Origin of the sequence: Paraburkholderia sejongensis, assembly GCF_020880815.1 — a bacterium.
Taxonomy (GTDB): domain Bacteria; phylum Pseudomonadota; class Gammaproteobacteria; order Burkholderiales; family Burkholderiaceae; genus Paraburkholderia; species Paraburkholderia sejongensis.
The window spans coordinates 348,052-363,378 of the sequence record NZ_JAJITD010000002.1; the positions used below are offsets into that span (position 1 = coordinate 348,052).

12 protein-coding genes are annotated in these 15,327 nt (G+C 66.8%); 9 read left to right on the plus strand and 3 right to left on the minus strand.

Annotation, left to right across the window (positions count from 1 at the left end):
• The first annotated feature begins 40 nt into the window (after window positions 1-40).
• The 4 genes from LJ656_RS05090 (at window position 41) to LJ656_RS05105 (ending at window position 5,050) form a co-directional block, all read left to right on the plus strand.
• Complete coding sequence (locus LJ656_RS05090; protein ID WP_230508181.1) at window positions 41-2,278, plus strand: site-specific recombinase; 2,238 nt, start codon at window positions 41-43, stop codon at window positions 2,276-2,278.
• A gap of 29 nt (window positions 2,279-2,307) precedes the next feature.
• Window positions 2,308-3,597 (plus strand): THUMP domain-containing class I SAM-dependent RNA methyltransferase, encoded by a 1,290-nt coding sequence (locus tag LJ656_RS05095; RefSeq protein WP_230508182.1) that lies wholly within the window; start codon window positions 2,308-2,310, stop codon window positions 3,595-3,597.
• Between the two features lie 277 nt (window positions 3,598-3,874).
• Entirely contained in the window at window positions 3,875-4,255 is a 381-nt protein-coding gene (locus tag LJ656_RS05100; protein ID WP_230508183.1) for a VOC family protein, read from the plus strand.
• 54 nt (window positions 4,256-4,309) lie between these two features.
• Complete coding sequence (locus tag LJ656_RS05105; protein ID WP_230508184.1) at window positions 4,310-5,050, plus strand: helix-turn-helix transcriptional regulator; 741 nt, start codon at window positions 4,310-4,312, stop codon at window positions 5,048-5,050.
• A 61-nt stretch (window positions 5,051-5,111) separates the two neighbouring features.
• On the opposite strand, the gene LJ656_RS05110 is transcribed toward LJ656_RS05105, so the two are convergent.
• Genes LJ656_RS05110 through LJ656_RS05120 form a run of 3 tightly spaced genes read right to left on the minus strand, consistent with a single transcriptional unit; the run spans window position 5,112 to window position 8,046 of the window.
• Window positions 5,112-6,563: an NAD(P)(+) transhydrogenase (Re/Si-specific) subunit beta gene (locus LJ656_RS05110; protein WP_230508185.1), complete on the minus strand. Its 1,452-nt coding sequence runs from the start codon at window positions 6,561-6,563 to the stop codon at window positions 5,112-5,114.
• Window positions 6,564-6,890, minus strand: coding sequence for an NAD(P) transhydrogenase subunit alpha part 2 (locus LJ656_RS05115; protein WP_230508186.1), 327 nt, complete (start codon window positions 6,888-6,890; stop codon window positions 6,564-6,566).
• Window positions 6,891-6,903: 13 nt separating this feature from the next.
• Window positions 6,904-8,046, minus strand: a complete 1,143-nt coding sequence (locus LJ656_RS05120; RefSeq protein WP_230508187.1) for a Re/Si-specific NAD(P)(+) transhydrogenase subunit alpha — start codon at window positions 8,044-8,046, stop codon at window positions 6,904-6,906.
• A gap of 283 nt (window positions 8,047-8,329) precedes the next feature.
• On the opposite strand from LJ656_RS05120, the gene LJ656_RS05125 reads away from it, so the two are divergent.
• The 5 genes from LJ656_RS05125 (at window position 8,330) to glyS (ending at window position 15,322) form a co-directional block, all read left to right on the plus strand.
• On the plus strand, window positions 8,330-8,809 hold the full coding sequence (locus tag LJ656_RS05125) for an NUDIX hydrolase (RefSeq protein WP_230508188.1): 480 nt from the start codon (window positions 8,330-8,332) through the stop codon (window positions 8,807-8,809).
• Between the two features lie 120 nt (window positions 8,810-8,929).
• Window positions 8,930-10,168, plus strand: a complete 1,239-nt coding sequence (mnmA, locus tag LJ656_RS05130; protein ID WP_230508189.1) for a tRNA 2-thiouridine(34) synthase MnmA — start codon at window positions 8,930-8,932, stop codon at window positions 10,166-10,168.
• A gap of 240 nt (window positions 10,169-10,408) precedes the next feature.
• Window positions 10,409-12,019 carry an FMN-binding glutamate synthase family protein gene (locus LJ656_RS05135; protein WP_230508190.1) on the plus strand — a complete coding sequence of 537 codons (1,611 nt, stop codon included), beginning with the start codon at window positions 10,409-10,411 and terminating at the stop codon, window positions 12,017-12,019.
• Between the two features lie 180 nt (window positions 12,020-12,199).
• Window positions 12,200-13,207, plus strand: coding sequence for a glycine--tRNA ligase subunit alpha (gene glyQ / locus LJ656_RS05140; RefSeq protein ID WP_075295440.1), 1,008 nt, complete (start codon window positions 12,200-12,202; stop codon window positions 13,205-13,207).
• Between the two features lie 15 nt (window positions 13,208-13,222).
• The gene (glyS, locus tag LJ656_RS05145) at window positions 13,223-15,322 is read left to right on the plus strand and encodes a glycine--tRNA ligase subunit beta (protein WP_230508191.1); all 2,100 of its coding nucleotides are present in this window, start codon (window positions 13,223-13,225) and stop codon (window positions 15,320-15,322) included.
• Window positions 15,323-15,327 lie beyond the last annotated feature (5 nt).

Below are 15,327 nucleotides of genomic sequence, written 5' to 3' on the forward strand. Positions count from 1 at the left end.
CGGCCCCGTATCCCGGCGCGCTCGTGCGCAGGAAAAACCCATGTTCGACTCCATCAAACGAATCATAAAAAAGTGGCGTGCGTCGCGTGACGGCGGCCATCAACTCGACGCGCTACTGGCGATCGCGGACCGCGACGCGCCTTACTCGGAACGCAGCGCGTGGCTGATCGAACTCGCGCACTGGATTCGCCGCGGCAACGCGGTGCGTGGCGGCGCGAGCGCGCCGGCCAATGCCGCGAGCGCCACGGAGCATGCCGACACCCCAGCCAACGCGGCCAACGCGACCAACGCCAACGCCGACGCCGTCCCCGTCAAGGCTTCGAACCCGGCCCACACCCGCATCCGCTACCTGCTGCACGTACTCGACCGCAACCCGGCGTGGAAAGCGAACGTCGCCGGCATCCTGCGCGCGCTGCTGCGCGAAAGCGATGGCCTGTCGCTGCTGTGCGACGCCGGGATGCCGGTGCATTCGGGGCTGCTCGGCGCGGTGTTCGAGCGCGTCGAGGCGGCGCTGATCCCGCCCGCGCCGAACCGTCGCGAGCTCAGCGCGATCGTCACGCTGATGTTCGGCTCCGAGCGCGACGCCGACTGGATCGACACGCTGCCCACCGATCTGCTGGTGCGGATTCACGCGCTGTTCGACTACGCGCGCGACACCGACGAAGCCGGCGACAGCACGCCGTTCTCGCTGGATCTGCTGGCCGCGCTGCACAACCTGACCTGCCAGATCAGCTCGACCGGCCTGTCGCAGACGGTGCGCAGCCGCCTGGGCGGCAATCGCGACGATGGCGACGAGCACGATGAGCACAACGAGCACCGCACCGACACCGCCGATATGCGCGTCGCGATGGAAAGCCAGCCGTTCTACCGCCTCACCCGCGCGATGCTCGCGCTCGAGACCGCGCATCAGGCGTACGCGGCCGGCGGCCCGCAGGAACCGCTGTTGCGCGAGGTCAACTATCTGCGTCTGCTGCTCGACGAATGCCGCAGCGCGACCGGCAACGTGTTCGCGCATCTGTACCGCAACGGCGTGAGCGTCGACATCGTGTTTCAGGTCGAGCGGATGCGCATGCGCATCGAACGCGCCGAGCATCTGCTCGATGCGTGGATGGCCCAGCACGATCCGCACGCGGGCGCGCGCCTGACCGCCGAGCTGGTGCGCGCGAATCTCGCGAGCCAGAGCGTCGCGCACCTCGCACGCAGCAATTTCTCGCTGCTCGCCCGCAAGGTCGTCGAGTACAGCGCCGACACCGGCGAGCACTACATCGCGCGCGACCGCGCCGAATATCTGAAGATGCTGCGGATGGCGGCCGGCGGCGGACTCGTCACCGTGGTCACCGTGTGCGTGAAGTTCGCCATCACCGGCGCGCATTTCCAGGCGATGTTCGAAGGCCTGCTGGCCGGCATCAACTACGCGGCGAGCTTTCTGCTGATGCACTTCCTGCACTTCTCCCTCGCCACCAAGCAACCGGCGATGACCGCGCCGACGCTCGCGCGCGAACTCGACGGGGTCGGCACGCCGGCCGGCGTCGACAGTTTCGTCAGTTCGGTGACCGCGCTGATGCGCACCCAGGCCGCCGCGGTGCTCGGCAACGTGCTGCTGGTGTTCCCGGTGTGCCTGGGCGTCGATCTGCTATGGCACGCGCTGTTTCATACCGATCTGATCTCGCAGGACAAGGCGCTCGCGACGCTGCGCTCGTTCTCGCTGCTCGGGCCGACGCCGTTCTACGCGGCGCTGACCGGCGTGCTGCTGTGGTCGTCGAGTCTGCTGGCCGGCTGGGCCGACAACTGGTTCATCCTGCATCGGGTCGGCGACGCGCTCGCCTACAACCGCCGCCTGCGCCTGACGCTCGGCGCGGCGGGGGCCGCGCGTCTCGCGCGCTTTTGCCGGAGCAACGTCGCCGGGGTGGTCGGCAATATCACGCTCGGCCTGATGCTCGGCCTCGTGCCGGCGATCCTGACCGCGTTCGCATTCAGTTTCGAAGTGCGTCACGTGACGCTCAGCGCCGGCTCGATCGGCGTCGCGCTCGGCGTGCTCGGCCCCGATGCGCTGAAGCTGCCTGCGCTCTGGTGGGCGGTGGCGGGCGTGGCCAGCATGGCGATTCTGAACGTCGCGGTCAGTTTCGCGCTGGCGTTCTATATGGCGGTCAAATCGCGCGACTTGCGGCGCAATGCGGTGCGTTCGCTGCGCGGCGCGATCTGGCAGCGGCTCAGACGGCGGCCGCTGGAACTGGTGTGGCCGGTGGCCGGGCCGGCGCACCCCGACCGCGTACAATAGCGCCTTATTCAACGCCTTCCGGCAACCTAATGTCCTTCGATTTCTTCCTCCCCTGCCCGCGCGGTCTCGAAGCCCCGCTCGCGGCCGAACTCGCCGAAATTGCCGCCAGGCATCTGCACGGCGCCGCCTTCACGGCCGGCGCCCAGGTGCCGGGCGGCGTGCATTTTCGCGGCGGCTGGGCCGCCGGCATGGCGGCCAATCTGCATTCACGGCTCGCGAGCCGCGTGCTGCTGAAAATCGCGCAACGACCGTACCGCAACGAGCAGGACATCTACGCGCTCGCGGTCGAACAGCGCTGGGAGCAGTGGTTCTCCGCGCACGAAACGCTGCGCGTCGACGTCACCGCGATCAAGTCGCCGCTGCGGAGCCTCGAATTCACGACGCTGCGCGTGAAGGACGCGATCTGCGACCGGCTGCGCGAAAAGAGCGGCGCGCGCCCGAGCATCGACACCGCGATGCCCGACGTGCGGGTGTTCGCATTCCTGACCGCGACCGACTGCACGCTGTATCTCGACACTTCCGGCGACCCACTGTTCAAACGCGGCTGGCGGCTGGACAAGGGCGCCGCGCCGCTGCGCGAAAACCTCGCGGCGGGGATTCTGCGCCTGACCGGCTGGCAGGCCGGCACGCCGCTGTACGACCCGATGTGCGGCAGCGGCACGTTCCTCGCGGAAGCCGCGCAGGTCGCGCTGAACATCGCGCCTGGCGCCGAGCGCCAGTTCGGCTTCGAGAAGCTCAAGCAATTCGACTCGAAGGCATGGCGCGAGCTGAAAAACGCCGCGCTCGACGCAAAGAACGCGGCGCGCGGCTCGCGTGCCGATCTGCAGATTTTCGGCAGCGAAATTTCGATCAACATGCTCGATAAGGCACGCGCGAATTTCGAGCGAGCCGGTTTGCCGCAGATCCAGCTCAAGCAGCTCGACGCGCGCGACATGACGCCGCCGAGTTCGGCGCCGGGCATTCTGGTCGCGAATCCGCCGTATGGCGAGCGGATCGAAGTGCGCGGGCGCAACGCGCGCGGCGAGTTGCGCGAAGACCGCGGCAATCGCGAGCAGCGCGACGACGGCTTCCGGCGAATTCAGGAAGAAGCGCCGGACAGCGAGTTCTTCCAGCTGTTCGGCAACGCGTTGAAGCAGCGCTTCACCGGCTGGCACGCGTTCATTCTGACGTCGGATCGCAAGCTGCCGGGGCAGCTGCGGCTGCGCGAATCGACCAAGACGCCGCTCTTTAACGGCGCGCTCGAATGCCGTCTGTTCCGCTTCGATCTGATCGCGGGCAGCGTGCGGCAGCGGCCGCAGAGCGATACGCCGGCGGACTGAGGCCGGCGCGTTCGCGGCGCGAGCGACGCTGCGTTCGCAGCACGTTATTCCGGCAAGAAAAGCCGCGGCACGAAAGTCCGCGGCTTTTTTGTTTGACGCGACGAACAACGCATCGGCGTACGCCGGCGCATCGTCATGGGTCCGTTGTTGCGAGCCGCTTCTTCGTGCCGCGAGCCACTTCTGGCTGCTGACACCACGCTGTCAGCAGCACCCCCGCACACTCCTTCTCACGCCATCCGGCGCTGAACCGGCCTACTGCCATCCGAAGGAGAGTGTCATGTCCGCGTTGCCCAAAGTCGTTGCGTGGTTCGAGATTCCGTCCGTCGATTTCGACCGCGCGGTGCGCTTCTACGAAGCCGCGCTCGCTACCACGCTGAACCGCCAGGAATTCGGCGGCCAGCCGATCGCGGTGTTCAAGTACGAGGAGCCGGCCAGCGGCGGCGCGATCGTTCACAACCCGTCGCTCAAGCCCGTCGCCGGCGGCGTGATCGTCTATCTGAACGCGCAGCCCACCGTCGACGCCGCGCTCGCGCGGATCGAAAAGGCCGGCGGCAAGAGCGACGGACCGGTGATCAAGCTGCCGCAGGATATCGGCTATATCGCGTTCTTCACCGATAGCGAAGGCAACCGGCTCGGCTTGCACTCGCTTACCAACTAGGCAACGGCCGCGCGAAGCTCGTACGCCTGCCGCTCAACCGCAGCGCGGGCCAGCATGCGGCGCTATCATCGCGGGACCGTCCCCCTCCTCCTCTACCCGACGCCCACGATGACGCGCCGCGCCGACCGCCTGTTCCAGATCGCCGAGCTGCTGCGCGGCCGCCGTCTGACCACCGCGCAGCAACTGGCCGACTGGCTGAACGTGTCGCCGCGCACCGTCTACCGCGACGTGCGCGATCTGCAATTGTCAGGGGTGCCAATCGAAGGCGAAGCGGGAATCGGCTACCGGCTGTCGCGTTCCGCGAGTCTGCCGCCGCTCACCTTCACCGCCGACGAACTCGCCGCGCTCGCGGCCGGCGCGCGGATGCTCGAATCGTGGGGCGGCGCCGGCTTCGCGAGCGGCGCGCGCGGCGCGCTCGCGAAGATCGCATCGGCGATGCCCGCCGACAAGCGCGCGACGCTCGAGCAGCTGGCGATCTTCGCGCCGTCGTTTCATATCAAAGGAGATTTTTCCGCGCAGCTCGACACGCTGCATCGCGCGATCGACGCCCGCCACGTGGTGCGCTTCGCGTACATCGATGCGAACGGCGCGGCCACCGAACGGCGCGTGTGGCCGCTCGCGCTCGCGTACTGGGGCGCGCGCTGGACGCTCGGCGCATGGTGCGAATTGCGCGGCGACTTCCGCAACTTCGGACTGGAAAAGATCGACGCGCTCGAAGTGCTCGAAACCTATCCCGATCAGGAAGGCAGACGGCTCGCCGATCTGTTGCGCCATGTGAACGCGAAATCCCGGTAGGCAAAAAAAATCGCGGCGTGGCGCGCCGCGATTCTTTTGCGAGTTGGCTGCGGCGAAGCTGTTATTCGACCGCCTTCACCATGTCCTCGATCACCTTCTTCGCATCGCCGAACACCATCATCGTCTTGTCCATATAGAACAGATCGTTGTCGAGCCCCGCGTAGCCGGCGGCCATCGAACGCTTGTTGACGATCACCGTGCGCGCCTTGTACGCCTCGATGATCGGCATCCCGGCAATCGGCGACTTCGGATCGTTCTTCGCGGCCGGATTGACCACGTCGTTCGCGCCGAGCACCAGCACCACGTCGACCTGGCCGAACTCGCCGTTGATGTCCTCCATCTCGTAGACCATGTCGTACGGCACCTCGGCTTCCGCGAGCAGCACGTTCATGTGCCCCGGCATCCGCCCGGCCACCGGGTGAATCGCGTATTTGACCTCGATGCCCTTCTCGACCAGCTTGTCGGTCAGCTCCTTCAGCGCATGCTGCGCGCGCGCGACCGCGAGACCGTAGCCCGGCACGATCACCACGGTCTCGGCGTTGCCGAGCATGAACGATGCGTCGTCGGCCGAACCCGATTTGACCGGACGCTGCTCGGCCGCGCCGGCCGCCGCCGCGCCCGGCTCGTTGCCGAAACCGCCGAGAATCACGTTGAAGAACGAACGGTTCATCGCGCGGCACATGATGTACGACAGGATCGCGCCGGACGAGCCGACCAGCGAGCCGGCGATGATCAGCATCGGATTGTTCAGCGAGAAGCCGATCCCCGCCGCCGCCCAGCCCGAGTACGAGTTCAGCATCGACACCACCACTGGCATGTCCGCGCCGCCGATTGGAATGATGATCAGCACGCCCAACACGAACGCGATGATCGTCATGATGATGAACGGCAGCCACGACTGCGTGAGGAAGAACAGGATGCCGAAGCCCACCATCGCGATGGCGAGCATCAGGTTGATCAGATGCTGGCCGCCGTAGGTGACCGGCGCGCCCTGAAAGAGCCGGAACTTGTACTTGCCCGACAGCTTGCCGAACGCGATCACCGAACCGGAGAACGTGATCGCGCCGACGAAGGTGCCGATGAACAGCTCGATCCGGTTGCCGAACGGCAGGAAGCCCGGAATCGGATAGTCGGGATCGGCGAGGCCGAACGCGGCCGGCTCCGATACCACCGCATACGCGATGCACACGGCCGCCAGACCGATCAGCGAGTGCATCGCGGCGACCAGTTCCGGCATCTTGGTCATCTCGACGCGCGCGGCGACGAACGCGCCGACCGCGCCGCCGACCACCAGCCCGAACAGCAGCAGACCGAGCCCGAGGCCGAGATTGGAGCCGAGCACTTCGGCCTGGCGGGAGATCAGCGCGATCGTGGTCAGGATCGCGATCGCCATCCCGACCATTCCGAAGGTATTGCCGACCCGCGCGGTCTTCGGATTCGACAGCCCCTTGAGCGCCTGAATGAAGCAGACCGAGGCGACCAGATATAGCAGCGTGACGACGTTCAGGCTCATTTACGCACCCTCCTTGCCGGCCGCCGGAAGCTTCTTCGGTTCTTTCTTCTTGAACATCTCCAGCATTCGTCTGGTGACGAGAAAGCCGCCGAACACGTTGACCGCCGCGAGCGCGACCGCAACCGTGCCGAAGAATTTGCCGGCGCCGCCGACCGTCAGCCCGGCCGCGAGCATCGCGCCGACGATCACGATCGCCGAAATCGCATTGGTCACCGCCATCAGCGGCGTATGCAGCGCGGGCGTGACGTTCCAGACCACGTGGTAGCCGACGTAGATCGCCAGCACGAAGATGATCAGATTGATCACCGTGTGATTGATGACTTCCATGGCCGTCACCTCCCTATGCGTTGCGCGCGACCTGACCGTCGCGCGCCAGCAGCGTGGCCGCGACGATGTCGTCCGCGAGATCGATGTTGAGCTGACCTTCCTTCGTGACGATCAGCTTCAGGAAGTCGAGCAGATTGCGCGCGTACAGCGACGACGCGTCGGCGGGCACCATCGCGGCAAGGTTCGTATAACCGACGATCTGCACCCCGTAACGAACCACCACCTGGTCCGCCTCGGTCAGCGGACAGTTGCCGCCGCGCCGCCCTTCGTACTCCGCGCCGCGGCCGGCCGCGAGATCGACCAGCACGGAGCCGGGTTTCATCGCCTGCACGGTTTCGACCGAGATCAGTGTCGGCGCCGCGCGGCCCGGGATCAGCGCGGTCGAAATCACCACGTCGGCCTGCTTCGCGCGCTCGTGGACCAGCGCCGACTGGCGCGTGAGCCATGACGGCGGCATCGGCCGCGCGTAGCCGCCCACACCCTGCGCGGCTTCGCGCTCTTCGTCGGTTTCGTACGGCACGTCGAGAAACTTCGCGCCGAGCGATTCGATCTGCTCCTTCACGGCCGGGCGCACGTCCGACGCCTCGATCACCGCGCCCAGCCGCTTGGCGGTCGCGATCGCCTGCAGCCCGGCGACGCCCGCGCCGAGAATCAGCACGCGCGCGGCCTTCACGGTGCCGGCCGCGGTCATCAGCATCGGCATGAAGCGCGGATAGAGCGTCGCCGCGAGCAGCACCGCCTTGTAGCCGGCGATGTTCGCCTGCGACGACAGCACGTCGAGGCTCTGCGCGCGGGTCGTGCGCGGCGCCGCTTCGAGCGCGAACGCGGTCACGCCGGCCGCGGCGAGCTTCTGGGCGTTGTCGGCGTTGAACGGATCGAGCATGCCGACCAGCGTCGCGCCGCGTTTGAGCAGCGGCAGTTCGGCATCGGTGGGGGACTGGACTTTGAGGACGAGGTCGGCGCCGAACGCAGCGGCGGCATCGACGATTTCCGCGCCGGCCGCCGTATAGGCGTCGTCGGGAAAGCTGGCGCTGGCGCCGGCGCCGCTCTGGAGGGTCACCCGGTGGCCTTGCGCCGCGTACTTCTTGACCGTTTCGGGCGTCGCGGCCACGCGGGTTTCATGCGCGCGCGTCTCGGCTGGCACTCCGATGTGCATCGTGGTTCCTCCTCGACTTCCTGTTTGACGACAGAGCTGCCGACGAGGCACGCCGGCTTGCAAATGCAACGGCTAACGCAGGCCCCACTGTAACCGAAAGCACCATGGCGCAAAAATCGGGGTCAATGCTGGGGTGCGGGACGCCTGCCGGCGGGTCCGGCAGCGGCCGCCGGTGGGTTCCGGCGCCCGCTCCGACCGGCCCTCGCGCAGCCGTGCGCCGCGCGGGTTGCGGGGCGGGCCGGCGCCCGGCAGGCGCCGCCCATAACCGGTAAAATGCGCAGCCATGAAACCGGAAACCTGGCTGCCGCACGTGACCGTCGCGGCGATCGTCGAGCGTGACGGACGCTTCCTGCTGGTCGAGGAACACACGTCCGCGGGCTTGCGGCTGAACCAGCCGGCCGGCCATCTCGAGGCGGGCGAAACCTTGCTGGAAGCGGTGATCCGCGAAACCCTCGAGGAAACCGCCCACCCGTTCGTGCCCGAGGCTCTCGTCGGCATGTACATGACCCACTTCGAGCGGCCGGCCGGCGAGGGCACCACGTATCTGCGCTTCACCTATTGCGGCGCGGGCGGCGACGCGGACCCCGCGCTCGTGCTCGACGCCGATATCGTCCGCACCGTCTGGATGAGCGCCGACGAACTGCGCGCGTGCCCCGAGCGGCACCGCACGCCGCTCGTGATGCAATGTATCGACGATTACCTGGCAGGCCGGCGTTTCCCGCTCGACTTCGTGCACACGCATTCGGTCGGGCCCAGGCGGTAAAACCCGAGCAGCAGGACCGCGGACAGAACCGCGGCGCAATCATCCAATCATTCCGGCGAGGCCGCCGCGCGCGGCCACCCCACGGATCCACGCAGTGATGCAGCACCCAGTGAGTACCTTATGAGCAAGCGTAAAGTCGTAGTAGGCATGTCGGGCGGCGTCGATTCGTCGGTTACCGCGTGGCTGCTGAAGGAACAGGGCTACGACGTGGTCGGCCTGTTCATGAAGAACTGGGAAGACGACGACGACAGCGAATACTGCTCGACGCGGCAGGACTGGATCGACGTGGTGTCGGTGGCGGACCTGATTGGCATCGACGTCGAAGCGGTCAACTTCGCGGCCGAATACAAGGACCGCGTGTTCGCCGAATTCCTGCGCGAGTACTCGGCCGGCCGCACGCCGAACCCGGACGTGCTGTGCAACGCCGAAATCAAGTTCAAGGCCTTTCTCGATCACGCGATGTCGCTCGGCGCGGAAACCATCGCGACCGGCCACTATGCGCGCGTGCGCGAGAACAACGGCCGCTTCGAACTGCTGAAGGCGCTCGACCACACGAAGGACCAGTCGTACTTCCTGCACCGGCTGAACCAGGCACAGCTGTCGAAGACGCTGTTCCCGCTCGGCGAGATTCCGAAGACGCAAGTGCGCGAGATCGCCGAAAAGATCGGTCTGCCGAACGCGAAGAAGAAGGATTCGACCGGCATCTGCTTCATCGGCGAGCGGCCGTTCCGCGACTTCCTGAACCGCTATCTGCCGACCAAACCGGGCCCGATGAAGACCACCGACGGCAAGACCGTCGGCGAACACATCGGCCTCGCGTTCTACACGTTCGGCCAGCGCAAGGGCATCGGTCTGGGCGGCAGCAAGGACGGCAGCGGCGAGCCGTGGTTCGCGGCCGGCAAGGATATTCCGAGCAACACGCTGTATGTGGCCCAAGGTCACGATCATCCGTGGCTGCTGTGCAATACGCTGGTGGCCGGCAATACCAGCTGGGTCGCCGGCGAGCCGCCGGCTGAAGGCTTCGCGTGCGGCGCGAAAACCCGCTACCGGCAAGCCGACGCCGCGTGCACCTTCAATGCGGCCGCTGGTGCGTCCGCCAGCGGCGAGGGCCTGTTCCAGCTGACTTTCGAAACCGCGCAATGGGCGGTCACGCCGGGCCAGTCAGCGGTGCTGTACGACGGCGACGTGTGCCTGGGCGGCGGCATCATCGAACGCGCGATGACCGGCCAGCCGGCCGAGCTGCCGCCGGATCAGCCGGAGCCGCAAACGCGCGCGCAGCGGCGCAAGCACGCGCACAAGCGCGCGCAAGGCGAGCCGCAAGCCACGCGGCAAAAAGCGGCGCTGCTGGGCGAGCGCTAAGCGATGCGCCACGGCGAGCGCGGCGGATCGGGTGGCTTCGGCACTGTCGGTGGTTCGCACCTTGGCTTCGGACTTCCCACGTCCGCACGCTGCGCGCTTGCGCCGACGGGCGCCGCGCCTTTCGTCTGAAGTGCGCCGTCCCGTGAGCCGCGAGCGCCAGTTTTCCTTCGCGACGGATTCCGCCCGCGCCAGCCGCGCGGACGCTCCCGCCGCAACGATCTTCCTCGCACTGGAGTCCCCATGTTTTCTCGACGCTATCTGGCCATGTGGTGCGCGATCGCACTGTTCGCAGCCTGCGCCGCGCTCGCCGCGACGCATCATCTGTCGTGGTTCTGGATCATCGCGCCGGTCGCGCTCGTCGCGCTCGGCGTGTACGACCTGACGCAGGAACGCCACGCGATCCTGCGCAACTACCCGCTTTGGGGCCACCTGCGTTTCGTCTTCGAATTCATCCGCCCGGAAATCCGCCAGTACTTCGTCGAAGACGACACCGACGAAAAGCCGTTCTCGCGCGCGCAACGCAGCATCGTCTATCAGCGCGCGAAGAACGACGTGGACAGCCGCCCGTACGGCACCGAACTCGACGTCAAGGCGACCGCGCACGAATGGATCAGCCACTCGCTCGCGCCGACCAGACTCGACAATCACGACTTCCGCATCGTGGTCGGCCCCGATCGCGCGCAACCTTATTCGATGTCGATCTTCAACGTATCGGCGATGAGCTTCGGTTCGCTGTCGGCGAACGCGATCATGGCGCTGAACCTCGGCGCAAAGAAAGGCAACTTCGCGCACGACACCGGCGAAGGCTCGATGTCGAAGTATCACCGCGTGCATGGCGGCGACATCATCTGGGAGATCGCGTCCGGTTACTTCGGATGCCGTAACGACGACGGCACCTTCAGCGCCGAGAAATTCGCGAAGCAGGCCGCCGAGCCGCAGGTGAAGATGATCGAGATCAAGCTGTCGCAAGGCGCGAAGCCGGGTCACGGCGGCGTGCTGCCGGCCGCGAAGATCACGCCGGAAATCGCCGAGACGCGCGGCGTGCCGATGGGCCGCGACTGCATCTCGCCGGCCACTCACTCGGAGTTTTCGACGCCGCGCGAACTGCTCGAATTCGTCGAGCGGCTGCGCACGCTGTCGGGCGGCAAGCCGACCGGCTTCAAGCTGTGCATCGGCCATCCGTGGGAATTCTTCGGCATTGCGAAGGCGATGCTGGAAACCGGCATCCTGCCGGACTTCATCGTCGTCGACGGCGCCGAGGGCGGCACCGGCGCGGCGCCGCTCGAATTCACCGATCACGTCGGCGTGCCGTTGCAGGAAGGGCTGCTGCTGGTGCACAACACGCTGGTCGGGATCGGTCTGCGGCAGCGCATCCGGATCGGCGCGAGCGGCAAGATGATCACCGCGTTCGATATCACGAAGACGCTCGCGATCGGCGCGGACTGGGTCAACGCGGCGCGCGGCTTCATGTTCGCGGTCGGCTGCATCCAGGCGCAGACCTGCCACACCGGCCGCTGCCCGACCGGCGTCGCGACCCAGGACCCGGTGCGCCAGCGCGCGCTGGTGGTGCCGGACAAGGCGGACCGCGTGTTCAGCTTCCACCACAACACGCTGCATGCGTTGCGGGAGATCATCCAGGCGGCGGGGCTCAAGCATCCGGCCGAGCTGCGCGCGCATCACATCGTGCGGCGGGTGTCGTCGCATGAGGTGCGGCTGATGTCGGAACTGCTGAAGTACCTGCAACCGAACGATCTGCTCAACGGCAACTATCGCTATTCGCTGTTCGAGAAGTACTGGCCGATCGCGCAGGCCGATTCGTTTTCGCCGAAGGTGGAGTTGGCGGCGAGCTGAGCCGGCGCCTTCGATTTCGAAGCGGCAGCCGCCCAAAAACCGCATCCCGTCCCGCCGGCACCCGCAAAACGGGCCGTCCGGCTGTCCTTTCCGCTAAAATCTCGGGTTTAGCACTTCGCTCCACGGCCGCCTCGCGCGCTCCGACGTACGCGGCACGGCCCCATGCCCGAAAGGCACTTCATGCTCACGTTTCAGCAAATCATCCTGACCTTGCAGTCCTACTGGGACAAGCAGGGTTGCGCGTTGCTCCAGCCGATCGACATGGAAGTCGGCGCGGGCACGTCCCACGTTCACACCTTCCTGCGCGCGATCGGCCCCGAGCCGTGGCGCGCCGCCTACGTGCAGCCGTCGCGCCGCCCGAAAGACGGCCGCTACGGCGAGAACCCGAACCGTCTGCAGCACTACTACCAGTACCAGGTGGTGCTCAAGCCGGCGCCGGAAAACATCCTCGACCTGTACCTCGGCTCGCTCGAAGCGCTCGGCTTCGACCTGAAGCAGAACGACGTGCGCTTCGTCGAGGACGACTGGGAAAACCCGACGCTCGGCGCGTGGGGGCTGGGCTGGGAAGTGTGGCTGAACGGCATGGAAGTGACCCAGTTCACGTACTTCCAGCAGGTCGGCGGGATCGACTGCAAGCCGGTGCTCGGCGAGATCACCTACGGCCTCGAGCGCCTCGCGATGTACTTGCAGAAGGTCGAGAACGTCTACGACCTGGTCTGGACCGAGTGGGAAGAGCAAGGCCCGAACGGCCCGGAACTGCGCCGCCTGACCTACGGCGACGTGTATCACCAGAACGAAGTCGAACAGTCCACCTACAACTTCGAGCATGCGAACGTCGACCTGCTGTTCACGTTCTTCAACAGCTACGAAGCGGAAGCGAAGCGCATGATCGAAGCGCAGATCGCGCTGCCCGCCTACGAACTCGTGCTGAAGGCCGGCCACACGTTCAACCTGCTCGACGCGCGCGGCGCGATTTCGGTCACCGAACGCGCGGCCTATATCGGCCGGATTCGCGCGCTGTCGCGCCTCGTCGCGCAGGCTTACTACGAATCGCGCGAGAAGCTCGGCTTCCCGATGCTCGGCAATCCGGTGCACGGCGTGCCCGGCCTCACCACTGACGAGCAGGAAGCCGCGATGCCCGCGTGGGCTCCGCCGCTGAAAGTCGAACGCAAGATCGATCAGGACTGACGAGAATTTCACCTCATGACTCAATCTCAACACGCTACCCTGCTCGTCGAGCTGCTGACTGAAGAACTGCCGCCGAAGGCCCTCGCGCGTCTCGGCGACGCGTTCGCCGAAGGCATCGTGCAGCGCCTCGCGGCGCGCGACCTGATCGACGGCGAACCGTCGTTCGAACGCTACGCGACGCCGCGCCGCCTCGCGGTGACGATCCACAACGTGCGCGCGGTCGCGCCGGAAAAACACGTGCGCGAAAAAGTGCTGCCGGTCTCCGTCGCGCTCGACAAAGACGGCCAGCCCACCGCGCCGCTCGCGAAGAAGCTCGCCGCGCTCGGCTTCCCCGACTTCTCGGTGAACGACCTCGAACGCGCGCAGGACGGCAAGGCCGAAGCGTTCTTCCTGCGCTACGCGGCGCCGGGCGCGACGCTCGCCGACGGCCTGCAGGCCGCGCTCGACGAAACGCTCGCGAAGCTGCCGATTCCGAAGGTAATGACCTATCAGCGCCCGGACGGCTCGAGCGTGCAGTTCGTGCGCCCGGTGCATCGCCTGACCGCGCTGCACGGCGAAGAAGTCGTGCCGGTCAGCGCGCTCGGCATCGACGCCGACGACACCACGCTCGGCCACCGCTTCCTGTCCGAAGGCTTCGTGCAGATCCAGCACGCGCAGTCGTACGCCGAAACGCTGCAACATCGCGGTCGCGTGATCGCCAGCTTCGCCGAGCGCAAGGAAGCGATCCGTTCGCAACTGCTCGCGCTGGCCGGCGAAGACAAGGTCGTGATGCCGGACGCGCTGCTCGACGAGGTGACCTCGCTGGTCGAATGGCCGGTCGTCTACGCATGCCGCTTCGAGGACGAATTCCTGCAGGTCCCGCAGGAATGTCTGATCCTGACGATGCAGACCAACCAGAAGTACTTCGCGCTGACCGATGCGAACGGCAAGCTGCGCTCGCGCTTCCTGATCGTGTCGAACATCGAGACCGATACGCCGAACGAGATCGTCGAAGGCAATGAACGCGTGGTGCGCCCGCGTCTGGCCGACGCGAAGTTCTTCTTCACGCAGGACAAGAAGAAGCCGCTCGCCGAGCGCGTGCCGCTGCTCGCCAACGTCGTCTATCACAACAAGCTCGGCTCGGCGCTGCAACGCGTCGAGCGTCTCGAAGGGCTGGCCGGCGCGATCGCCGCGCTGACCGGCGCGGACGTCGCGCTCGCGAAGCGCGCCGCGCGCCTCGCGAAAGCCGACCTGATCACCGACATGGTCGGCGAATTCCCCGAGCTGCAAGGCACGATGGGCACGTACTACGCGCGCCACGACGGCGAGCCGGAAGAAGTCGCGCTCGCGTGCTCGGAGCACTATCAGCCGCGCTTCTCCGGCGATGCGCTGCCCACCACCGCGACCGGCACCGTCGTCGCGCTCGCCGACAAGCTCGAAACGCTGGTCGGCATCTGGGGCATCGGCCTGCAACCGACCGGCGAGAAAGACCCGTTCGCGCTGCGCCGTCACGCGCTCGGCGTGCTGCGGATTCTGGTCGAGAAGCAACTGCCGGTCGACTTCGTCGAACTGCTGCGCGCCGCGTATGCGCAATTCGCGGGCGTGCCGAACGTCGCCGATTCGACCGCCGCGATCTACGAGTTCAGCATGGACCGCCTGCGCGGCCTGCTGCGCGAACGCGGCTACGCGGCCGGCGAAATCGACGCGGTGCTGGCGCTGAACCCGACGCGCCTGGACGACATCGTCGCGCGTCTGGATGCGGTGCGCGAATTCGCGTCGCTCGCCGAAGCGGCATCGCTCGCGGCGGCCAACAAGCGCATTTCGAACATCCTGAAGAAGTCGGAAGGCGTGGGCAATGGCGGCGTGCAGCCGGCGCTGCTGACCGAAGCGGCGGAGCAGGCGCTCAACGCGCAGCTCGAGCAGGTCACGCCGCGCGTGCAGTCGCAACTGGCCGCGCGCGACTACACCGGCGCGCTCACCGCGCTCGCCGCGCTGCGCGAACCGGTCGACACGTTCTTCAACGACGTGATGGTCAACGCCGAAGATCCGGCGTTGCGTGCGAACCGTCTGGCACTGCTCGGCGCGCTGCATCAGCAGATGAACTGCGTCGCCGACATTTCCCGACTCGCCGCCTGAGCATC